Genomic DNA, 21,633 nt, shown 5'->3' with positions numbered 1-21,633 from the left:
AATTACTTAGGCTCTGCCTTTGCTTGTATCGATTTATGTTTTGAGCTGATGGGACGGTTCGCATGGGGGGAAAGACACTTACGCGCGCCGACCTTGCTGAAGCCGTTTACCGCAAGGTTGGTTTGTCGCGTACTGAATCGGCCGAGCTCGTCGAGGCGGTTCTGGATGAGATTTGCGACGCGATCGTTCGTGGCGAGACGGTGAAGCTGTCGTCTTTCGCGACATTCCATGTCCGCTCCAAGAACGAGCGTATCGGGCGCAACCCCAAGACCGGCGAAGAAGTGCCGATCCTGCCGCGCCGTGTGATGACCTTCAAGTCGTCCAATGTGCTGAAGAGCCGTATCCTGCGCTCCCACCAGAACAGCAAGGCCAAGGGCGGTAAGTAGCGCCCTGTGCTTCAACGCTTCAGTTGAAAACGGCCGCTCTCTTTGACGCCGGGCTTGAATGTTGTTTCATAAACCGCTGAAATAAGGCATGATTCGGTGAAATGGTCCGGATCATCGTCCAGCGTGAGGATTTCGCCCATGGACAAGAGCCCCGATGCTTTCCGCACCATCAGCGAGGTCGCGGAAGATCTCGATCTGCCACAGCACGTGCTGCGTTTCTGGGAAACGCGTTTCAACCAGATCAAGCCGATGAAGCGCGGCGGCGGCCGCCGCTACTACCGGCCGCAGGATGTCGAACTGATCAAGGGCATTCGTCATATGCTCTACGACCAGGGTTACACCATCAAGGGCGTGCAGAAATTGCTGCGCGAGAATGGCAACCATTTCCTGGTCGCCATCGGCAATGGTGACATGGCGGCCGTGGAAGCGATCTCGCAGCGCCGGCAGGCCGACGCGGTGCCGCTGACGCCAGGCGCCCAGCCGCGCGGTGCGGACGACGAGATGCTTGTCGGCCAACCCAAGGTGAAACCGAGCCGCCGCTTTTTCGGCCTGGGCAAGGGCGACGAGGAAGGCCCGGTCCAGCCGGATACGTCGAAGCTCTCGCGCGACAATCGCGCTTTGCTGCAGGAGGCGCTGTTCGACCTTCTGGAATGCAAGCGCCTGCTCGATCAGGTGCGCTAGCGCATGACCCCGAAAATCGGAATCGATTTTCGGAAAGGATCATGCGCAAAATTAAAGTGCTACAGCGTCCTTTGCGCGTCCAATGGGACGCGCGGCGCTGTAGTGCATGTCGCGCAAAAGCATGTCCTCGGGCTCGACCCGAGGGTGCGTACGTATGAATCCGTTTAAACACACCGCTCTTTAAGGGCCGGCCGCCACCTTCCAAACCGGAACGGTCTTGGAGGTCATGCGTTACGATTCCTTCTGCAAATGAAGGAAACCTGCCATGGCATCGCTTTCAAACCTCTCCGACATCGACCTTGAAAAGCAGGTCGCAGCTCTCTCCAGGGAGCTAGCGGCGCTGAGGAAAGCCGTGTCCAGACGGGGCGGCGCCTATTACGAGGACGGGCGCGACGCCGCGTCGGATTACTATTCGCACCTTGCTGGATACCTTGGTGACGCTCTGCCCGCGATCAGGAAGCAAGGTAGGGTGATCGAGAAGACGGCGCGCGATCATCCGGCAACGGCAGCCGCCGTCGGGTTGGTTGTGGTCGGGCTGGTCGCCAGCCTGCTGCTCAGCCGGCGCTAAAGTGCGACATGCATTAGCTCGATCCGGGCGAGGGCAAAAGAAAATGGCGGCCGTCGCGCCGACGGCCGCCATTTCCTTCAGTGACAGTCGATCAGCGAGCGAGCCTGATCTTGCCCTTCGGGTCGACCTTCATGAGCTGGCTGCACTTGCCGTAGACGGTGCCGTTCTTGTCGGTGGCGTCGGTATAGGTGCCCTTGCAGTCGAGCTGCAGCACCAGACAGGAGCCTGACCCCTTGCAGACCGCGCCGCCGTCGCCGGTGGGGTGCGTGCCGGCGAAAGCCGAGTTCGGCATGGAAACCGAGCCGAAGGCCGAGACGACGATGGCCGCGGCGAACGAGAGGCGCTTGAAGTTCGAGATGTTGGTCATTTGAGCATTTCCTTCTCTGGATCGAGGATCGCCGTCTGGCGTCCTTCTGGTTGGGGATCGCCTTCTTGGCGTCCATGCCGGTTTAGTGCGGCCCAGAGAGGAAAGGTTCACGCGTCGGTTCAAAAAATCGCGCGGTCGATATCGAGGACTTCTTAGATGCGGGATTTCAGGCACCCGCCGATATGTGGCTGGCTGTCCCAAACCCTGTTTTCATCAAATTGTGCTTGGAGAATCCAACGAGAAGGCTGCCTTGGCTAAAGCCAGCCTTCTCATTGGGGGAGGCGGTGGACTTAAGCCTTCTTCTCCACCAACTTCTTGTGGTGGTGGTGATGATGGTGGTGATGGCGAATGTGATGACGGTGATGGTGATGATGGCGGTGATGCTTTGCATGCAGCGGCGCTGCATCGGCGCTGCTGGCGCCGATGATCGGCATCGAGACGGCAAGTGCGACTGCGAGTCCGAGAGCGGACAGAAGGGACTTCTTCATGACTAACTTTCCTTTTTTACGCGGACCGCGTTTCAACGTCACTGGTGACTGAGCGCCGCGGCAGGACTATCGCTCCGGAGTTTTTCGACAGTTTTTCCGGACTGTAGAATTTTGTTTCCGGATTGTGTCTGAAGCCCCTTCACCATGGAAACGAGCCTCACATCGGCGGGACGACACCGTTGTTTCCGACCACGACCCGGCTGGCGACCAGCGTGCCGTCGCTGCCGCGCTCGGCGTTGACGAAGACGGTCGCACCAGGCTTGAGATCCGCCGGCGTCGCCGCGGCGAAGGTCACGATCGGTGTCGATTGCGGTATGGCGATTTCTTTCTTCTGGCCATTGTCATAGGTCAGGGTCACCGTCCGGCCATTGATTTCCGTCACATCGGCGATGGTGCCGTTGGTCATCCGGCTGTTGGGCTGAAGGTCCCATGGCCGATCGCCTTCGCCGGTACCCTTGAGGGCTGCGGGGAAGATCACCACTTCGAGCGCCCCGCTGCCGCCATCCGCCTTCGCAACCGAAGCGATGCCGACGAAGTCGCCCTGCTTGATGTCTTCGGCTGACGCCTTGGCGACGCCGGAGATCGTCCAGTCCGCGGGCAGCTTGATGGCATCGGTGCTGCCTTCCCGTGTCTTCACGGTGAGCAGCGACGGTTCGAAACTGACCACTGTGCCGCGCACCCGCACGGCATCCGCCGCCTGAGCGGCGGCCATGTTGCTCCCGGCAAAGCTGGAAATCGTGCCGAGCGCAACAACAATTGTCTTCAAGTCCATGGATCCGATCCTTTCAAAAGGCTGGCCAGAATGATTGACCAAAGGGTTGGCCGAATGGGTGGCCAAGTGGTAGGCAAGCCAGCGACAATTGCTTAACGAGCGAGCGGCTCGAAACCATGGAGCAATCGGCGCTCGGCCCTTCAAAACAACTTGATCGGCATGGCATTCCATATCGGCGCCGTGAGCTCGGCGCCGGCCGATTTTTCGGGCTGGCATCACGATGCTGTGACGGTTTCTTTGGTGCTTGGCAAACCGTCGACAAGAGGGCATTCTCTCGCCCGTCTCAGGCAACAACATGATTTGACCAAACTCTTTCAGCCCACGGAGTTGCCAATGTCCAACATAGCAAAACGCGATACCTTCTCCGAACTGACGGCGACCGAGATTGCGCCCGATCACAGCGCCCTCAGAGCCATCCGGGAAACCAGGGGATACAGTCTGGAAGAGCTGTCCCTGACATGCGGCCTGTCCATCAACGAGATCGCGGACATCGAGAGCGGTAGGGATGCCGACCCGTCGAAGCTTCGGCGCATCGCCACAGCGCTTCGGCTTCCGGAAGGCACGCTGATCAATGCACCCGTGCTGGCGCACCCCACGGAAAACCGATCCGTCTGATAAGGCGACGCCGGGGGGCCGCTTAAAATCTACCTGCAGCGCTTTGGTTTTGAAGTTCTTTCCGGGACTTCAAAACCAGCGCTGAACATTGGCACGACAGGCGCCGAATTTGGTTGACCCCAAGCGGGTTATCAAGATACATCGCGACCGGTCCGGAGTGTAGCGCAGCCCGGTAGCGCACTTGACTGGGGGTCAAGGGGTCGTCGGTTCGAATCCGGCCACTCCGACCATTTTCAAGATTTGGACTTGCCCCAAAGGTCCATCATGCCCTGGCCGGCACCGGTGCCGGTCGCACCGCCGGCCGCAACTGCCGCTGATGGCGGTATTCCAGCGCAATCGCGCCCCAGATCAGCCCGAGCAGCAGATAGACATGGCGCCAGTGGTCGATGTCGATGAAGGTGCCAAGGCCGATATTGCCGATGAAGGCGACATAGGCGCACAGAAGATAGGGTTGCCACGGCCTGTCGCGCAACAGGATGCGGAAGCCGGCGGCGATGGTCCACAAGGTCAGCGTCAGGAATGACACGAAGCCGAGCCAGCCATAGTCCATCAGCATCTTCAGCCAGATGTCGTGCGTGTCCTCGCCAAAGATCGTGCCGAAGACAAGCGGACCAATGCCGAGCGGATGTTCCAACGCCATCTGGAAGCCGATCGTGTAGCGGGCGAAACGGCCGAGGCGGGCGGTGTCGTAGCTCTGTTCCAACTGGGCGCGGCTGGAAAACATTTCCGAAACGCCCGGAAGCTGCAGGATGACAAGCATCGCGATGACCAGCAGCGCAATGGCTGCGATGGTCATGACGACGACGCGCAGCCGGAACTTGCCGCTGGCGCTCTGCAGAAACAGGGAGCCGGTGAGCAGGATCGCCGAAACGCCGAACATGCCCCAGGCGCCGCGCGAGAACGAGAAAAAGATGCCCGCCGTGATGATCAGCAGCGGCACCGCCAGCAGCGGCATGCGTATGACCGGCCCGGTCAGCAGGAGATAGAGCAGGTAGATGCCGGGCAGCACCAGGAACGGCCCGAACACATTCGGATCTTGGAAGGCGCCGGCTGCGCGGTCGTATTTGGTGAAGATCTCCGCACCGGGGAATGCATGGAAATAGCCGGCAATACCAAGCAGCGCGGTCAGCACCGCGGAGACGACATAGGCGAGGAAGATCAGCCGGTACAGGCTGGGCTGGACCGCGGTCACCGAGGCGAAGAACACCGCGGTGAAAGCAAGGAACAGCGAAACGGCGAGATAGAGCGGCGTGCTGGCGAGGTCCGACATCTGCGTCATCGAGATCATGCCGCCGATGTTCATGATCACCAGCAACACCAGCAGCGGCGCCGCCGCGCGCGATATGCGCAGGCCGAACAAGGGCCACACCATTATCAGCCCGACCATATAGAGGTCGTATGGCGCCGGCTCGTCGATGACGAAGCCGGACAGGAAGACACCAAGGAAAACCGCACCCGACGAGATCAGAGCGATCAGCTTGGCGTTGACTGCTGCCGGCGGCAATTCATGGGTAACGGCGCTCAATAGGCGTTTTCCGTGTTGAGCAGCCGCACGGGTGTCAGGATCAGGATCCTGAGGTCAAACAGCAGTGACCAGTTCTCGATGTAATAGAGGTCGTATTCCGTCCGCATGCGGATCTTCTCATTGGTGTCCATCTCGCCGCGCCAGCCATTGATCTGCGCCCAGCCGGTCACGCCGGGCTTGACCTTGTGGCGGGCGAAATAGCCGTCGACCACTTCGTTGTAGAGAAGGTTGTGCGACTGGGCGGCAATGGCATGCGGGCGCGGGCCGACCAGCGACAGCGAACCGAAAAGCGAATTGAAGAACTGCGGCAACTCGTCGATCGAGGTCTTGCGGATGAAGCGTCCCACGCGGGTCACGCGCGGATCGTTCTTGGTCACCGTCTGCTTGGCCGTCGGGTCCGCCTTGTCCGTGTACATCGAACGGAACTTGTAGACTTCGATGATCTCGTTGTTGAAACCATGCCGTTTCTGATGGAACAGCACCGGCCCCTTGCTGTCGAGCTTGATGGCGATCGCGGTCGCCAGCATGACCGGCGAGAAAACGACGATGCCGATGATCGAGAAGACGATGTCGAAGGCGCGCTTGGCGACCGAATCCCAGTCGTTGATCGGCTTGTCGAAAATGTCGAGCATCGGCACGGAGCCGATGTAGGAATAGGCGCGCGGGCGAAACTGCAGTGCGTTCGAATGCGCTGAGAGCCGGATATCGACCGGCAGCACCCAAAGCTTCTTCAGCAATTGTAGGACGCGCGATTCGGCGGTGAGTGGCAGCGACACGATCAGCATGTCGATGCGGGCGATGCGGGCGAACTCGATCAGCTCGGAGATGGTGCCGAGCTTGGGGTAGCCGGCGACGATGGGCGGCGAGCGCTTGTCGCCGCGGTCGTCGAAGATGCCGCAGATGCGGATGTCGTTATAGGGCTGCCTTTCGACGGAGCGGATCAGGGCTTCCGCCGTCTTGCCACCGCCGACGATGACGGCGCGGCGCTCCATGCGCCCGTCGCGCGCCCAGCGCCGTATCAGCTTCGACATCACCAGCCTGAGACCGAAGATCAGCACGAACCCGACGACGAACCAGGTGCCGAAAAACAGGCGCGAATAGTCTTCCGACATCTTCATGACGAATGCGGTCAGCGCCATCAAGGCGAAAGTGCCGGCCCAGACCAGCAGCAGACGGCCGAAATTGGCGATCGGCCGCATCAGTGAGACGATCTGGTAGCAGTCGGTGACGTCGAACAGCACCACGGCGAGCAGCGAGGCGGCGGCGATCGTCAGCGGATATTGCCAGGCCAGATAGGTGAAGAAGCCGACATAGTGGAAATAGACGCAAAGGCCCGACAGGAACAGGAGCGCGAATTCGACCATGCGCAGGACACCGCTGACCATGATCGGCGACATCGTATCGCGCCTGTATTGCGAAGCGACCTGCCGGGCGACATCATTCATCCCGCCAGGCGTATGGCGATCGGCCGGGCTTTCGAGTTTGCGCACCGCGTCTATCGAAAAGCGTCGTGCGGGATCGATCTCGTTCATGGGATATCCGCTAGCTTCCCTCAGGTGAGTAGCAAAAGAGAGCTAAGAAACCCTTGAAACAACAGGTGGCTTTGGAGCGGTCTGCGGGATCGATCAATGCATGTCGCGGTCCCGTTCAAATGCGACCGGCATTATTGGTCAGGATCGATGCGGGCGCCCCAGCGCGGTAAAATAAGCCGTCTCGATCTCGGCGGCCATCACATCGGCGCCGAATCGCGCCTTGAGATCGGCGGTATCGGGCATCAGGCGCCGGTAGGCCTTGGGGTCGGCCAGCGCCTCGCTCACCCTGTCGCCAAGTTCGCGCGGATCGGGCTGGATCAGGGCAGGGGAACCGGCGCCGAAGATCTCCGGTATGCCGCCGACGGCGGTGGCGATCATCGATTTGCCGGCCGCGAGCGTCTCCAGCACGATATAGGGCATGGCTTCCGCCCGCGAGGGGACGACAACCAGCTCGGCCAGCGCGAAGGCGGACCTGGCTGGCATCGGCGGCAGGAAGCGCACATGGCCGTCGAGGCCGAGCCGCTTCACTTGCGCGTGATAGCGTGGCAGGTCATCGCCGTCGCCGACCATCACCGCCTTCAACGGCCGGCCAAGCCGCGTTCCGGCAAGAACCAGGGCGTCGATGAAGATATCCGGCCCCTTGAGGTCGCGCATCATGCCGATATAGAGGAGGTCGGCCCCATTCCGCTCGGTCCGCACCGGCTCGAATTCGGCGGCGCGCAGGCCATTATAGATCAGCCTGTTCGGGATGGGCGGCTCGCCGACCTTCTTGCGGTAGGTCCGCCTTTCATAGTCTGAGACAAACAGAAGGCAGTCGGTAAAGCGCGCCATGAACCGTTCCAGCGCGAAGAACAGTTTCCCCGTACCGGTGGTCTCGTCATAGTGGAGAGAGCCGCCATGCGGCGAATAAAGGCGGGCTACGCGAGACCTTGATACCCGCAACAATGAGCCGAAAAGACGAGTATAGGCGCCACCCTTGGCGCCGTGCCCGTGCAGTACGTCCGGCCGCAATTCCTTGATGATCCTGAAAGTGCGCCACGCCGACGCGAGGTCGCCCGGTCCGACATGCCGCTGCATCGGTGTGCGATGGATGCCAAGCGCCAGACTGTCCTTCATGTTTTCGAACAGGTGTTCCTCGAAATCGCCGCCCGTCGTCGAATCGCAGACGATGCCGACGGAATGACCGGCCGCGATCTGCGCCTCGGTCAGATCACGCACATGCCGGAAAATCCCTCCGACGGGTGAGCGAAAGCAGTGGACGATCCTGAGTGTGTCCGCCACGTGGTTGGTTCTAGAACAGGCGTTCGCGAACGTAGACTGTATCGCCAGGCAGAAGCGGATCGGAGGTTACCACGCGTCCGGTTATCACCTTGCCGTTGATGTCGCGGGTGATATCGACGCTTTCCTGGTTGGCGCGCGGTGTGAAGCCGCCGGCGATGGCAACCGCCTTCTGCACCGTCAAACCTGGAACATAGGAATACTGGCCCGCCGCACCCACTTCACCCATGACGAAGATCGGCCGGTAACGGTCGATCTCGACCGAAACATCCGGATCGCGCAGATAGCCCTGGCGCAGTTTGTCGGCGATCGCGCCTTCGAGCTGCTGGGCTGTGTGGCCGCGTGCCGGCACGGCGCCGACGAGCGGCAATGATACGTAGCCGGACTGGTCGACATTATAGGTGTTGGTCAATCCATCCTGCTCGAACACCGTGACGCGGACGCGGTCGCCGGCGCCGAGCCGATAGGGCTGGTCGAGCATCTTGTGGAAAGCCGCTGGCGTCGGCCGGTAGCTGGAGCAACCGGCCAGCATCGACACGGCAAGCAGCGCACGGAAGAGGGAAGCAGTGCTTTTCATGACCGGACACGTACCTTCAATGGCCCGCGACTACGGGGCAAACCTTAACGATCGAGGTCCGTTATCATCCTGTTAGGGTTAATGGGCGGTAAAGGCGCGCGACCGATACGGCGGCAAATCGACAAAGTGTGATCGGGTTCACGGCTTTGTTGCCGCCCGCCAGCAAAGCCTAACAGGTGCTTACCGTGATCTTAACGGCTGAGTTACCATAGTTGTTTACGGTGCGTTCCGACTAAGTATCGGAGTAGGGATGCATGTCCGTTCAGTCCGCGGCCGCAGATGTCGACGTCGATCTAAGGCAGCTCTTCGCAAGTCTTGCGAGGAACTGGCTGCGCATTCTTGTCGTTTCGCTTCTGGTAACCGGTCTGGCTTACGCGCTCGCCTGGCTCGCCACGCCGCATTACAAGGCCGAAACGCAGATCAAGATCGAGACAGGCGAATCCGTTTACACCCGGCCAAATGTAGCCAACGACAACGACAAGCCGATTCTCGACGAGGAAGGGGTCGCCACGGAGGTCCAGATCGTATCCTCCAGCGACATCCTCAACCAGGTGGCCTTGAAGCTCAATCTGGCGCGGGTGCCTGAATTCGACGACGCGGCCAACATGTCGGCGCTGAGCAGATTTCTCGTCATTGCCGGTCTCATGAGCGATCCGGAAGAGATCCCGGTGGAAGAGCGCGTGCTGAAAAAGATGCGCGAGAAGCTCAATGTCTACAGCGTTGAAAAAACGCGCATCATCGCCATCGAATTTTCCTCGGAAGATCCCAAGCTTGCCGCAGCCATCCCAAATGCCATCGCCGAAGCTTACATCGCCAGCCAGGGCAGCGCAAAAATCAAATCGAACTCCGCCGCCACCGCCTTTCTGGGACCGGAAATCGCCGATCTGCAGCAGAAGGTGAAGGATGCCGAGGCCAAGGTTGCCGCCTACCGGGCGCAATCCGACCTTCTGATGGGCGGCAACAATTCGGTTCTGGCCACACAGCAGCTTTCCGAACTGTCGAGCGAGCTGACGCGGGTGCGCGCCAATCGCGCCTCGGCGGAGGCGACGGCCGAAAGCGTGCGCAAGGCGTTGCAGGGCGGCGGTTCGCTGGATGCGGTGCCTGAGGTATTGTCCTCGGAATTGATACAGCGCCTGCGCGAACGGCAGGTCGAGCTCAAGACCAATATCGCCGATCTTTCCACCACCTTGCTCGACAATCATCCGCGCATCCGGGCGCTGAAGTCGCAGCTTGCCGATCTCGATCGCCAGATCCGCAACGAGGCGGAAAAGGTCATGAAGGGGCTGATGACACAGGCGCAGACCGCGCAGGCCCGCGAAAACCAGCTCGTCGCTGAAGTCAACACGTTGAAGGCCGCATCGGCACGCGCCGGCGAAGAGCAGGTCGAACTTGATGCCTTGCAGCGTGACGCGACCGCCCGACGCCAGCAGCTCGAATCGTACCAGGCCAACTACCTGGCGGCGGCGTCGCGCAAGGACCGCAACTACCAGCCTGTCGATGCGCATGTGGTTTCCGAGGCTCAGGTACCGTCGGAGCCTTATTTCCCGAAGATCCTGCCGATCGTCGGCGCGGCCTTCGTCGGCTCGTTGTTGCTCATGGCGATCGTAACGCTTCTCAAAGAGTTGTTTTCGGGCCGCGCCATGCGGCCGGCCGCCGGTGCCCGTTTCGAACAGATCGAGCAGGTCGCCATGCCGGTTGCTCAGCAGGAGCCAACGGTTGCCCGCCAGGAGCCTATGGCTGTGCGGCAAGAGCTCATGGCTGCCGAAATCGAGGAGGCGTGGAATTATGCCGCCGAGACCGAAGCCGAGCCGGATACGGTTTCGGCGGCGGAAGCTGCTGCGGAATACGAGGCCGCTGAATACGAGGCTGCCGAACCGCCGCGCGTCACGCTCGGCGAGGTCGACATCGACAAGGCTGCGGAGAAACTGATCTCGACCGGTGCTGCGCGCGCCATATTCGTCTCGCCGGAAGGCGACGAAGCTGCCGCCTCGGCGGTGCTGGTGGCACGCGAAGTCTCCGATGCCGGCTTGCGTGTGCTCCTGCTAGATCTGACCGCTTCGGGTGCCGCCTCGCGGCCGATGCTGGACAGCGGGCTTTTCCCGGGCATCACCAATCTGCTCGCCTCCGAAGCGCAATTCAGCGACGTGATCCATCCCGATCTTTATTCGGACTGCCACGTCATCCCCGTCGGCACCGCCGATCCGGTCCGCGCCATGCGCGCCGCCGACCGGCTGCCGATCATCATGCAGTCGCTGACCACCGCCTACGATCTGGTCGTGGTCGAATGCGGCCCTGCCGACGCGCAAGGCATCAGCCGCCTGGTGGGCGAGGGCACCGAAGTCTTCCTGTCCATGCTGGAGCCGGACGACGAGGTGACGCAGGCCGCGGTCATGTTGATCGAGAGCGGTTATCCCGACCTGACGCTGGTGACGCCGGTCGGCCATGTGACGCCGGGCACGCCAGTGCCGGGACGGCGTTCTGCCGCCTGAGACTTTCGACAATTCTACTCCGGCGGCCCATCTGGCGCGGTTTTCTGCGCTTCCGGTCTTCGCCGGCCGAAGCCACTGATGAGCGGTGGTGGTAGTTAAGGCTATGGCCGGCGTAGGCCGGGGGCTCACGGACTCAACGTCCGCTGCGCGCCGGTTCTCGAAAACCACACCAGCTGACTCGCCGGAGCGAATCTCGAAGGTCTCAGATTCCGGTTGCGTCAGCTGTCGCCTTCATTGGTGACAGGCGCGGCCTGTCCGGCTGTCTTGCGGCGCAACCTCTTGGTCAGCTTCCAGATCGTCGGGCTGTTCTTGATGAAGGCCTTCAGGCGCGCACCTTGCCGAAGCTCGAGCGCCAGCGCACGGCCCTTCAGCGTCAGGGGGAACAGCACCTCGAAATGCTGCGTCTCGATATCGCACCACAGCCGCTTGTATGGTTCGTCGCCGACCGAGAAATCGTAGATTTCGAAGCCCTTCTCACAGGCCTCCTCGATATTGTCGAAGAACAGGAAGTCGCCGGGGCTGGTGTGGGCAAGATCGTCCTCGGCGATCGCCCCGAATTCGCAGATCAGGCGTTTGCCCGAACGGCTCGACCCGGTGACGGCACGAAGCTTGCCGGCGACTTCGAGCCCATGCAGCACGAAGGACGGGTTTTTCTCCGCAAGCGCTCCAATGAACAGCGCGCGGAAGAAAGCCCGAACCTCAGGCTCGCCGAAGACGTTCACAACACCCATCTTGCGGAAGCGGAATTCCTTCATCTCGAAGAAGGCGTCAAGCAGCCTGTTTACCTCTTCCGGCGTTTTTGCCTCCATGCGGCGGTGGCTGCCGACGGCCTCGAACTTGCGCATTTGCGAGCGGTGCTTCTTGCGCCTGCGCTTGCCGCTCGCGCGTAACAGCAGGGCATCGAAACCTCCCGCCAGATCGGCGGCGAGGGACAGATTTGGGCTCGGAAAATGCGGGAAGGATGCAAGGGGATTGGCAATCCCATCCAGGTCGGGCAACAGGCGTTCCAATGCGACGAGGTCGATGTCCGGCCGCGCCTTGGCGATCGCCGCCGGCACCGATCGGATGGCCTCGCCATGCCCATTGGCCAGCCAATGCGGGTCGGCAGCGGCAAAATTACCGTTGGCATGGCGACCTCCCACGAAGCGGGCGACCCGGAACGGGCCGCGGCGGGTGACTTCCAGCGCCAACGCAAAAACCGGCTGGTCTCCAGTATTGAGCGTCGCCACGAGAACGTCCGCCCCGGTCTCGGCAGCCCAATTCAGGATCCAGGTCGCGCTCTGCGCCGGCGCGAACAGCGCCGAACTGCAGAATTTGGCATAGGTCGCAAATGCTGCGCCATCGGCAGCCGAAACAGACAGGCCGATTGCGTCAGCCGGCACCGCACGTGGCGACGCCTCGCTTGCCGCAAGCCGATTGCCGTCAAATGACGCAGTGGCGTCAACCATACCTCAATCCTTGGGGCGTATTCATCGCGTTTTGGGGTACGCGCAGGCGCATTCCGTGCTTGGATGAGCCTAGACGCAAAAGGTGAATGAATGATCGACGGGGGCGAGGCAATACGGAAACTGGCGCTCCACGTCGCGCGCTATAGTGGGCTTGCCCCGTTGGCGAAGCCCTTTGTCGGCGGCATCGGCGCCATTTTGATGCTGCACCGGGTAACCGCCACGCCGGAAAAGCCGAACGGCGTCAACCGGCATCTCAACATTGCGCCCAAATTTCTTGACGCCGTCATCACTGACATGAAGGCGAACGGCTACACCTTCGTCGCCATGGACGAGGCGGTCGAGCGCATCAAGGCCGGCGGCAAGGGTGGCCAGTTCGCGGCGATCACCGCTGACGACGCCTATCGCGACAACATGACCGAGGCGCTGCCTGTGCTGGAAAAGCATGGTGCACCGATAACCATCTATGTCGCGCCGGGGTTGATCGATGGTGCCGCCGATCTGTGGTGGGAAGTGATCGAGGACATCATCAACGCGCGCGATCGCTTGACCCTGGCGACGCCGGCGGGGCAGGTGACGATCGACTGCTCGACACCGGGCAAGAAACTCCAGGCCAATGCGCGTCTGCACGCCCATCTGACGCTGGAGGTCCGCGAGGAGGATCAGCGCAAGGTGCTGCGCGAACTGGCCCGCTCGAACGGCATCGCGCTGGAAGGATTGCGCTCGAGCACGCTGATGAACTGGGACGAGATCCGCACCATCGCCGCCCATCCGCTGGTGACGATCGGCGCACACACCATCCATCATCGCAATCTGAGGCGGCTTTCCGAGGCCGACGCACGGCATGAGGTCGACGACGTCAGGCGCATATTGCAGGCCGAACTTGGCGAAGAGCCGCGACATCTCGCCTATCCCTATGGCTATGCCAGCGCCGTCGGCGGCCGTGAAGTCGGCTTTGCTCGCGACGCCGGCTATGCCTCCGCGGTGACGACACGCCACGGCGTGCTGCACGCCGAACATTCAGCCTTCCTGCATGCCTTGCCGCGCATTTCCGTCAACGGCCGCTACCAGAGCCTCGCCCATATCCGCACCATGCTGTCGGGCGTGACGACGCCGCTCGCCAATGCCGGCAAGATGGTGGTGACGATCTGACGTATCGGCCCGAAAATCGGCATCGATTTTCGGAAAGCACGATGCGTGGATTCAAAGTGCTAGAGCGTACTTTGTGCGTCCAAGGGACGCACGTCGCTCTAGCGTTTCAGCCTTTCGGCGGTGGCTCCAGGATCAGCCATTTGATGATGCCCATCGCCGGCAGCACCCAGAGCAGGCCGCTGAGAAGGAAGAACAGGAAATGCACCCACGGGCCTGACTGCGACAGTTGCGCCACCGCCACAATCGATGCAACGAGCGCATAGACGATGACCAGCGCCACCAGCAGGAAGGTCCCGATCAGTTTTTTCAGGCGAATGGGCATGGCTCAGCCTCTTTCAAGCGCCTCGAATAAGCCTTGAGACAGTGACACGCAACCCGAGACAAGCGGCGCGACGGCGTGCCGCGCCGTCCGGTCTTGCCAGCCGGCTTGCCATGGTTCACCAATCCGCAACTTCAATTTTCTCGGGACGAGCCCATGGCTGCCATATCAGCTGCCGCACCTTACGTGGCCCGCGACCGCGACCTGCACAACCGGGCGCTGCTGCGTGGCTGGCTCTATGTCGTGCTTCTTGTACTGTTTGCGCTGGTGCTGGTCGGCGGCGCCACCCGGCTCACCGAGTCCGGCCTGTCGATCACCGAATGGCAGCCGATCCATGGCGTCATTCCACCGCTCAACGATGCCGAATGGCAAGAGGAGTTCCAGCGCTACCAGCAGATCCCGCAATATGCCGAGCTCAACAAGGGCATGAGCCTCGAAGCATTCAAATCGATCTTCTGGTGGGAATGGGTGCACCGCATCCTGGCGCGCAGTGTGGGTGTCGTGTTCGCCCTGCCGCTTCTGTTCTTTTGGATGACGCGCCGTATCGAGCGCGGCCTTGGCCCGAAGCTTGTCGGTATACTGCTCCTCGGTGGACTGCAGGGTGCGATCGGCTGGTGGATGGTGGCGTCCGGGCTGGTCGACCGGGTCTCGGTCAGCCAGTACCGGCTGGCGACCCACTTGACGCTTGCGGCGCTGATCTTCACCGCGACCATGGTCGTCGCGCGTGGATTGGCCCCACACTCTGAACCCGCTGCCGACCGCTCGACGCAGCGCCTGGCCGGCTTCCTGGTGCTGCTGGCGCTGATCCAGATCTATCTCGGCGGTCTGGTCGCTGGGCTCGACGCCGGCCTCTCCTACAACACCTGGCCGTTGATGGACGGCAAGCTCGTCCCCGGCGATCTGCTGCTGCTCGAACCGGCATGGCGCAACTTTTTCGAGAACCCCAAGACCGTGCAATTCGTCCACCGGATCGGCGCCTATACGGTCTTCGTCGTGGCATTGTGGCACATGATCGCGGCACACCGGCGTCTGCCCGGCAGCACGCATGCGCGGCGCGCGACGCTGCTGTTCCTGATTGTTCTGGTCCAGGCGTCGATCGGCATCGGCACGCTGATGATGCATGTGCCGCTGCACATGGCGCTGACGCATCAGGGTTTCGCGCTGATCCTGCTCGGCTTTGCCGCCGCGCATTGGCGAGGCACCAAGGGCGCTTACGCGCTGCCCAACGAGATCACGGTCAGAGACTGAGCCGAACGCTTCGGATTGCCGTGGCGATAGCCAATTCACGGTTCTCCTCGGCCTCGTTGGCATCTTCATGATGCCATGAGGCCGACAGGCAGCCATAGGCGATGGCGTGGTCGAGAATGGCGTTGGGTGCCTGGCCAAGCGTCCTCGCGAAGATTTCGGCCATATGGGCAATCCGTTGGGGATCAAGACAGAGATCGTCGCGGTCGAGCGGATTGTAGAACATGTTCGCCGCATCGAAGCCGGGATCGCCGAGCACGCCCTTCGGATCGATCGCCAGCCAGCCCCGCGGCCCGTGCATGATGTTGTCATGGTGCAGGTCGCCATGCAGCGGCCTGACATCGTGCGGGTCGGCCAGCAGCCGTTCGGCGGTCGCCGCGGCTTCGACATAGAGGCTGTTCCGGCCGTCTTCGCGATCGGTCCTGGCCTTGCTGAACAGGCTGGCGAACCGTTCCCTGAGCGGCTGAAGATCTGGCGGGAAAGGGTGCTTTGACGGCGAAAACAATCTAGCCATCACTTCGGCGGCGATTGCGGTGGTGGCGTTGTCACCCTGTTCGGCAAGATCCTGCGACAGGAGCCTGTCGCCGGCATATTCGAGCAGCATGCTGTGGCCATCGCGACCGAGCAGCCGCACCGCGCCTTCGCCACGCCGCCAGGCGAGAAAATGCTCGCCGCGCAATTCGTCGGCGACGTCGTCGAAAGGTTTCAGCGCCTTGACGATCGCCGGCGAGCCGTCGGCACGAACAACCTTCCAGATGCGGCTGGAAAAGGTCTCGGGCGATCAGCTCCGCGCCGCCGGCGAGCTTCCAGCGGCGCGGGAAGTCCGGCATTGGACTCAATGCCCCCGAACTCGATGCCCTCGAACTCAATGCTTGAGGCCGAGCATCAGATCCATGTTCTGCACGGCGGCGCCCGAAGCGCCCTTGCCGAGATTGTCATAGACGGCCAGTAGCAGCGCCTGCGCGCGTTTGTCATTGGCGAAGACATAGACCTTCATCCGGTTGGTGCCGTTATAGGCTTCCGGATCGATCTCCGGCACGCGTTCCAGATGCGCGTAGGGCGCCACTTCGACCACGCCGCCCTCTATGCCCGAGAAATGATCGGCGATTGCCGCATGCAATTCGGCGCCGGTCGGCACACGGTCGAGGCCGCCGAGCTGCAGCGGCACCACCGTGATCATGCCTTGCGCGAAATTGCCGACCGCCGGCTGCATGATCGGATCGTGCGAGAGCTTCGCGTAGGTCCTGAGCTCCGGCACATGCTTGTGCTGCAGGGTCAGCCCATAGGGCAGGAATTCAGGCGCATCCTCGCCCTTGGCAACATAATCCTCGATCATCGGGCGGCCACCGCCCGAATAGCCCGAAATGCCGTTGACGGTGACCGGAAAATCCGGCGGCAGCAGCCCGGCCGTCACCAGCGGCCGCAGCGTCGCGATCGGTCCTTGCGGCCAGCAGCCCGGATTGGCGACGCGCTTGGCCTCGGCGATCTTTTTCGCCTGATCCTTGTCCATTTCGGCGAAACCATACTCCCAGCCGTCGGCGACGCGATGCGCTGTCGAGGCATCGATGACCTTGGTGGTGTCGTTGGCGATCAGCGAAACGCTCTCTTTGGCTGCGTCGTCCGGCAGGCACAGGATCGCGACGTCGGCGGCATTGAGAAATTCGGCGCGGGCTGCCGTTTCCTTGCGGCGCTCGGTTGGAATGGAGATGATCTCCAGGTCGCCGCGTTCGGCCAGCAGCGCCCTGATCTGGAGACCGGTGGTGCCGTGCTCGCCGTCGATGAAGATTTTCGGTTTCATTGCCTGTCGTTCCACCTGATTCCCATAAATTTCAAAAATTATATGTCGCCTGCGTGATTCAATCCGGCAGCGCTGTGATTGCCGTTATTCATCTCTTCGAGCCGGGCCTTTCGTTCCGCCAGGAGCCCGAGATAGTGCATGGCCACCATCGAGCCGGCGATTGCCGTTATATCGGCGTGATCATAGGCCGGCGCAACCTCGACGACATCGGCGCCGACAATATCGACCTGGGTGAGCTGGCGCAGTGTTGACAGGATCTTGGCCGAGGACGGACCGCCGGCGACCGGCGTGCCGGTGCCGGGCGCGAAGGCCGGATCGAGGCAATCGATGTCGAAGGTAAGATAGGTCTTCTTGCCGCCAGTGCGGTCCACTATCGCATAGGCGATGTCGGATGCGCGCATCTCCTCCACTTCGTGGCCGTAGAGGATCTTGATGCCGAACGTGTCGGGCGCATGCGTCCGGATGCCGATCTGGATCGAGCGGTCGGGGTCGATGATGCCTTCCTTCACCGCGCGGCCGACGAAGGAGCCGTGATCGATGCGCTTGCCGTCGTCTGGCCAGGTGTCCTGATGGGCGTCGAACTGCACCAGCGCCAGCGGGCCATGGATGGCGGCATGCGCCTTGAGCAGCGGCCAGGTGACGAAATGGTCGCCGCCCAGCGACAGCAGGAAGGCGCCAGATTTCAGGATTTTCGCCGCCTCGCGCTCGATCGTGCCGGGCGTCTTCTGGTGATTGCCGCTGTCGAGCAGGCAATCGCCATAATCGACCACGGCGAGATTTTCGAACAGGTCGCGCGAAAACGGATATTGCGGATCATTGTCGAGGATGGTCGAGGCGCGGCGGATCGCCTGCGGCCCGAAACGCGCGCCGGGCCGGTTGGTGACGGCGGCATCGAAGGGAATGCCCCAGACCACCGCGTCCGCGCCCTTCACGTCCTTCGTGTATCTGCGCCGCATGAACGACAGCGCGCCGGCATAGGTCGGCTCGAAGGATGCGCCCGTCTTGGAACGGGCGGTGAAAGCGTGGTCGATGTTTTGGTTCGCCATTACGGATCCTCGGTTTCATCGGGCTGCCACAACTACAGAACCGGCACGCAACACGCCAGTCACAGCTTGGCGAGACGAAATGGCATTCTGCAACTGCCCCGGCAAAGCAGGATTTGTATCTCATGAGGCATCCCGCTTTTCTCCTGTCGATGTCTCGTTCGGTGAGCTGCTGACGTGTTTCAGCATGATTCCATTGCAGCGGCGCGACAGGCCCCATGCCGCGCAGCTCAGTCATCCAGACGCGGGTTGCACCCGCTGTTTTTGTGTAGCCGCGCAAAGCCCATAGCCGGCTTCGTTCACCTGCCTGTCACGCGCATCGCCTAACCGGGTTGCGATCCGGAACGGAGCGATTCTCGATGCGGGCTATTTGGCAAGGCCTCCTGTTTTCCGCCGCGCTGGCCGCCTCCCTTGGCCACGCCTCGGCCGGCGAAACCCACGCCAGGCAGATCCTCGATCGGTTCGAGCACGCCAACCAGTGGCGCGACCATGTGATGGTGGCCGCGCATCGCGCCGGCAGCATCCAGGCCGGCAAGACGCTTTACCCGGAAAACTCGCTCGCAGCCGTCGAGGGCTCGATCGCCATGGGTGCTGAAATCGTCGAGGTCGACATCAGGCGCTCGAAGGACGGCGAATTCGTCGTCATGCATGACAGCTGGCTCGACCGCACGACGACCTGCAAGGGCGAGGTGGTCGACTACACGCTAGCGGAACTCAGGAAATGCCGGCTGGTCATCGAAGGCACCGGCGCTGTCACGGACGAGACCGTCTCGACGCTGCGCGAGATGCTGATGGCGACCAAGGACCGGATCCTCATCAACCTCGACAACAAGCTCGATGTCCAGGCTCTGCCAGGCATGATCGCGATCGCCCGCGAGCTCGGCATGGCCGAACAGGTGATCGTCAAGGAGAACCTCTGGAATCGTGAGCGGATCGATACCGTCAAGGCGACGATCGATTCGATTGGTGGCGGCTTCCAGTTCATGCCGATCATCGCCGACGACGCCGTGCATGATGCCGCCTTCGCCGAAAAGGTGGGTCGGGTCTTTTCGCCGGGCGCGATCGAGCTGATCAACTGGCGGGCAGGGGCCGAGACGCTCACCGAGACCGGAGGTCCGCTGTTCAGCACCAGGATGCGCGCCGTGTCGGTACGAGGCGGCTGGCACATCTGGGCCGACACCTACGCCATCGTCAACAAGCCGGGTGGCTTCCTTGCCGGTGGCCGCGGCGACGAGCTGGCGGTGCTGGCCAGCCTGCCCGCCGAAACCTACGGTTTCTGGGCCGAGCGCGGCGCCACCATCATCCAGACCGACGAGCCGAAAGCAGCGATCGAATGGTTGGCCGCCAATGGCTACCGCATACCCTACGCCGACGAAGCGCGGCCGGCCGAGCCGGCGAACACGGCGAGCATCAACTAGGACCGGCGCGGCGGAAATTGCGATCTCCCCCAAGAGAGGGGAGATCGGCTGGCTTCAAGCCGCCATTGCCACGCCGTCCAGCTCCTGGACGACATCCTCCGTTAATTCGAGGTCGGCTGCGGCGAGGTTTTCCCTGAGATGCGCGACAGATGAGGTGCCCGGGATCAAAAGGATGTTGGGCGCACGGTGCAACAGCCAGGCCAGCGCGACCTGCATCGGCGTGGCGTCGAGGCGCGCCGCGACACTGGACAAGGTCGACGATTGCAGCGGGCTGAAGCCGCCGAGCGGAAAGAACGGCACATAGGCGATGCCGTCATGGGCAAGTTCGTCGATCAGCGCGTCGTCGCTCCTGTGCGCCAGATTGTACTGGTTCTGCACGCAGACAATTTCGACCATTCGCCGTGCTTCTTTTATCTGCGCGGCGGTGGCATTGCTCAGCCCGATGTGACGCACCAGACCTTTTTGCTGCAGCCCAGCCAGCGCCGCGATCTGTTCTTCGATCGACCCTTCTGCGGGTTCATGCACATCGAATGTGATCCTGAGGTTGACCACGTCCAGCACGTCGAGCCCGAGATTGCGCAGATTGTCGTGCACCGCCTGGGTCAGCTCCTCGGGAGAGAAGGCCGGAAGCCACGCGCCACCGGCGTCGCGGCGGGCGCCGATCTTGGTGACGATGGTGAGGTCGTCGGAATAGGGCGCGAGCGCTTCGCGGATGAGCTGGTTGGTGACATGCGGGCCGTAGAAGTCGCTGGTGTCGATATGGTCGACGCCACTTGCGACGGCCTCGCGCAGCACGGCCAAGGCCGCATCATGATCCTTGGGCGGACCGAAAACGCCGGGTCCGGCGAGCTGCATGGCGCCATAGCCGAGTCGCTTCACGGAGCGGTCGCCGAGAGTAAATGTGCCTGACTTGTCGATGCTGGACATGGTTTGTCTCCTTTTGAAGATGACGCAGAGATAGGCGCTGTCCGATCTCGCGATAATTGGCTACAATCCGCACGGGCTGTGCGAGATGGCGAACAATGAAGATCGACCTCGGAGATCTGCATGCTTTCATGGCGGTAGCACGCGCCAAGGGATTTCGCGATGGAGCGCGTGCGAGCGGTGGCAGTGCGTCGGGCTTGAGCGAGGCGGTTCGTCGCCTGGAGGCGCAACTTGATGTCAGGCTGCTCAACAGGACGACGCGCAGCGTCGTTCTGACCGAAGCGGGCGAGGGGTTGCTGGCGCGGCTTGGTCCAGCCTTGACCGAGGTCGAGGTGGCGCTGGACGTGGTGAATGGCTTTCGGGACAGGCCGGCGGGCTCGCTGCGCCTCAACGTGCCGGTCAGCGCAGCCAGGCTGGTGCTGCCAGCCATTGTCCCGCCGTTCCTCGCCGCCTATCCCGGCATTCGGCTGGAGGTCATCGCCGAGGAGAGCTTTGTCGATATCCTGGCGGCCGGCTGCGACGCCGGTATCCGCTACGACGAACGGCTGGAGCAGGACATGATCGCGGTGCCGATCGGACCGCGCGTGCAGCGCTTCGCCGCCGCCGCCAGCACTGCCTACCTCAACCGCCATGGCCGCCCGCAACACCCGCGCGACCTGCTCGACCACGCCTGTCTGCGCGGCCGCTTCGCCGGCCGTACGCCGCCGCCGTGGGAATTCGAGCGCGACGGCGAGGTGGTACGGGTCGATCCAACGGGGCCACTTCTCGTGACCCTGGGCGGGGCGGCCGATCTCATCGTCGATGCAGCCATCGCCGGCACCGGCATCGTCTGTCTCTTCGAAGACTGGCTTCGTCCTTACTTTGAGAGCGGCGCCCTCGAACCCGTCCTCGAACCCTGGTGGCAGAGTTTTTCGGGACCGTTCCTCTATTATCCCGGCCGACGTCTCGTGCCAGCGCCGCTGCGCGCATTCATCGACTTCATCAAGGCGTCGGCCAATCGATCCTGAAACG

22 protein-coding genes, 1 tRNA gene and 1 pseudogene are annotated in these 21,633 nt (G+C 62.2%); 10 read left to right on the top strand and 14 right to left on the bottom strand.

Going from position 1 to position 21,633, the window contains the following annotated elements:
• Positions 1-62: 62 nt before the first annotated feature.
• Entirely contained in the window at positions 63-386 is a 324-nt protein-coding gene (locus OHD62_RS18820; RefSeq protein WP_008875382.1) for an integration host factor subunit alpha, read from the top strand.
• Between the two features lie 11 nt (positions 387-397).
• On the opposite strand, the gene OHD62_RS18815 is transcribed toward OHD62_RS18820, so the two are convergent.
• The gene (locus OHD62_RS18815; protein WP_263784661.1) at positions 398-526 is read right to left on the bottom strand and encodes a hypothetical protein; all 129 of its coding nucleotides are present in this window, start codon (positions 524-526) and stop codon (positions 398-400) included.
• Between OHD62_RS18815 and OHD62_RS18810 the strand changes: the two genes are divergently transcribed.
• Complete coding sequence (locus OHD62_RS18810; RefSeq protein WP_263784660.1) at positions 525-1,067, top strand: MerR family transcriptional regulator; 543 nt, start codon at positions 525-527, stop codon at positions 1,065-1,067. The two genes, OHD62_RS18815 and OHD62_RS18810, sit on opposite strands and share 2 nt — an antisense overlap.
• Before the next feature lie 265 nt (positions 1,068-1,332).
• Positions 1,333-1,635, top strand: coding sequence for a hypothetical protein (locus OHD62_RS18805; RefSeq protein ID WP_263784659.1), 303 nt, complete (start codon positions 1,333-1,335; stop codon positions 1,633-1,635).
• A gap of 91 nt (positions 1,636-1,726) precedes the next feature.
• Here OHD62_RS18805 and OHD62_RS18800 read toward each other — a convergent pair whose 3' ends face one another.
• The 3 genes from OHD62_RS18800 to OHD62_RS18790 form a co-directional block, all read right to left on the bottom strand.
• On the bottom strand, positions 1,727-2,002 hold the full coding sequence (locus tag OHD62_RS18800) for a hypothetical protein (protein WP_263784658.1): 276 nt from the start codon (positions 2,000-2,002) through the stop codon (positions 1,727-1,729).
• A 166-nt stretch (positions 2,003-2,168) separates the two neighbouring features.
• Positions 2,169-2,393 (bottom strand): hypothetical protein, encoded by a 225-nt coding sequence (locus tag OHD62_RS18795; RefSeq protein ID WP_263784657.1) that lies wholly within the window; start codon positions 2,391-2,393, stop codon positions 2,169-2,171.
• Positions 2,394-2,647: 254 nt separating this feature from the next.
• Positions 2,648-3,262, bottom strand: coding sequence for a hypothetical protein (locus tag OHD62_RS18790; protein ID WP_263784656.1), 615 nt, complete (start codon positions 3,260-3,262; stop codon positions 2,648-2,650).
• A 333-nt stretch (positions 3,263-3,595) separates the two neighbouring features.
• On the opposite strand from OHD62_RS18790, the gene OHD62_RS18785 reads away from it, so the two are divergent.
• Positions 3,596-3,877 carry a helix-turn-helix domain-containing protein gene (locus OHD62_RS18785; protein WP_263784654.1) on the top strand — a complete coding sequence of 94 codons (282 nt, stop codon included), beginning with the start codon at positions 3,596-3,598 and terminating at the stop codon, positions 3,875-3,877.
• A 153-nt stretch (positions 3,878-4,030) separates the two neighbouring features.
• Positions 4,031-4,107, top strand: a tRNA-Pro gene (locus OHD62_RS18780).
• A 32-nt stretch (positions 4,108-4,139) separates the two neighbouring features.
• On the opposite strand, the gene OHD62_RS18775 is transcribed toward OHD62_RS18780, so the two are convergent.
• The 4 genes from OHD62_RS18775 to OHD62_RS18760 all read right to left on the bottom strand — a co-directional run bounded on the left by OHD62_RS18775 (position 4,140) and on the right by OHD62_RS18760 (position 8,789).
• Positions 4,140-5,402 carry an O-antigen ligase family protein gene (locus OHD62_RS18775; protein ID WP_263784653.1) on the bottom strand — a complete coding sequence of 421 codons (1,263 nt, stop codon included), beginning with the start codon at positions 5,400-5,402 and terminating at the stop codon, positions 4,140-4,142.
• Positions 5,399-6,934, bottom strand: coding sequence for an undecaprenyl-phosphate glucose phosphotransferase (locus tag OHD62_RS18770; protein ID WP_263784651.1), 1,536 nt, complete (start codon positions 6,932-6,934; stop codon positions 5,399-5,401). Before OHD62_RS18770 ends, OHD62_RS18775 begins: the two co-directional genes overlap by 4 nt.
• Before the next feature lie 138 nt (positions 6,935-7,072).
• A complete protein-coding gene (locus tag OHD62_RS18765; RefSeq protein WP_263784649.1) occupies positions 7,073-8,215 on the bottom strand; it encodes a glycosyltransferase family 4 protein in 1,143 nt (380 codons plus the stop codon).
• Positions 8,216-8,225: 10 nt separating this feature from the next.
• On the bottom strand, positions 8,226-8,789 hold the full coding sequence (locus OHD62_RS18760; protein ID WP_006332663.1) for a polysaccharide biosynthesis/export family protein: 564 nt from the start codon (positions 8,787-8,789) through the stop codon (positions 8,226-8,228).
• Positions 8,790-9,043: 254 nt separating this feature from the next.
• On the opposite strand from OHD62_RS18760, the gene OHD62_RS18755 reads away from it, so the two are divergent.
• Positions 9,044-11,278 carry a GumC family protein gene (locus OHD62_RS18755; RefSeq protein ID WP_263784646.1) on the top strand — a complete coding sequence of 745 codons (2,235 nt, stop codon included), beginning with the start codon at positions 9,044-9,046 and terminating at the stop codon, positions 11,276-11,278.
• 218 nt (positions 11,279-11,496) lie between these two features.
• Here OHD62_RS18755 and OHD62_RS18750 read toward each other — a convergent pair whose 3' ends face one another.
• Positions 11,497-12,726, bottom strand: a complete 1,230-nt coding sequence (locus tag OHD62_RS18750; protein ID WP_263784644.1) for a GNAT family N-acetyltransferase — start codon at positions 12,724-12,726, stop codon at positions 11,497-11,499.
• Positions 12,727-12,816: 90 nt separating this feature from the next.
• On the opposite strand from OHD62_RS18750, the gene OHD62_RS18745 reads away from it, so the two are divergent.
• The gene (locus OHD62_RS18745; protein WP_263784643.1) at positions 12,817-13,875 is read left to right on the top strand and encodes a polysaccharide deacetylase family protein; all 1,059 of its coding nucleotides are present in this window, start codon (positions 12,817-12,819) and stop codon (positions 13,873-13,875) included.
• A 106-nt stretch (positions 13,876-13,981) separates the two neighbouring features.
• Here OHD62_RS18745 and OHD62_RS18740 read toward each other — a convergent pair whose 3' ends face one another.
• Complete coding sequence (locus tag OHD62_RS18740; RefSeq protein WP_263784641.1) at positions 13,982-14,197, bottom strand: DUF2842 domain-containing protein; 216 nt, start codon at positions 14,195-14,197, stop codon at positions 13,982-13,984.
• Positions 14,198-14,350: 153 nt separating this feature from the next.
• Between OHD62_RS18740 and OHD62_RS18735 the strand changes: the two genes are divergently transcribed.
• Positions 14,351-15,442, top strand: a complete 1,092-nt coding sequence (locus OHD62_RS18735) for a COX15/CtaA family protein (RefSeq protein WP_263784639.1) — start codon at positions 14,351-14,353, stop codon at positions 15,440-15,442.
• Here OHD62_RS18735 and OHD62_RS18730 read toward each other — a convergent pair.
• The 3 genes and pseudogenes from OHD62_RS18730 to speB form a co-directional block, all read right to left on the bottom strand.
• Positions 15,432-16,269 (bottom strand): annotated as a pseudogene (locus tag OHD62_RS18730) (aminoglycoside phosphotransferase family protein). The gene OHD62_RS18735 and the pseudogene OHD62_RS18730 sit on opposite strands and share 11 nt — an antisense overlap.
• 35 nt (positions 16,270-16,304) lie before the next feature.
• On the bottom strand, positions 16,305-17,237 hold the full coding sequence (argC, locus tag OHD62_RS18725; RefSeq protein ID WP_263784637.1) for an N-acetyl-gamma-glutamyl-phosphate reductase: 933 nt from the start codon (positions 17,235-17,237) through the stop codon (positions 16,305-16,307).
• A 38-nt stretch (positions 17,238-17,275) separates the two neighbouring features.
• Positions 17,276-18,283, bottom strand: coding sequence for an agmatinase (speB, locus tag OHD62_RS18720; RefSeq protein ID WP_263784635.1), 1,008 nt, complete (start codon positions 18,281-18,283; stop codon positions 17,276-17,278).
• Between the two features lie 356 nt (positions 18,284-18,639).
• Between speB and OHD62_RS18715 the strand changes: the two genes are divergently transcribed.
• Positions 18,640-19,698, top strand: a complete 1,059-nt coding sequence (locus OHD62_RS18715) for a glycerophosphodiester phosphodiesterase family protein (RefSeq protein WP_263784634.1) — start codon at positions 18,640-18,642, stop codon at positions 19,696-19,698.
• A gap of 54 nt (positions 19,699-19,752) precedes the next feature.
• On the opposite strand, the gene OHD62_RS18710 is transcribed toward OHD62_RS18715, so the two are convergent.
• Positions 19,753-20,625 carry an aldo/keto reductase family oxidoreductase gene (locus tag OHD62_RS18710; RefSeq protein WP_263784632.1) on the bottom strand — a complete coding sequence of 291 codons (873 nt, stop codon included), beginning with the start codon at positions 20,623-20,625 and terminating at the stop codon, positions 19,753-19,755.
• Positions 20,626-20,720: 95 nt separating this feature from the next.
• On the opposite strand from OHD62_RS18710, the gene OHD62_RS18705 reads away from it, so the two are divergent.
• Positions 20,721-21,629 carry a LysR family transcriptional regulator gene (locus tag OHD62_RS18705; protein ID WP_263784630.1) on the top strand — a complete coding sequence of 303 codons (909 nt, stop codon included), beginning with the start codon at positions 20,721-20,723 and terminating at the stop codon, positions 21,627-21,629.
• Positions 21,630-21,633 lie beyond the last annotated feature (4 nt).

Source organism: Mesorhizobium sp. YC-39 (assembly GCF_025753795.1).
Classification (GTDB): domain Bacteria; phylum Pseudomonadota; class Alphaproteobacteria; order Rhizobiales; family Rhizobiaceae; genus Mesorhizobium.
The sequence above is the reverse complement of the archived record's forward strand: the minus strand, read 5'-3'. Positions and strand labels throughout refer to the sequence as shown.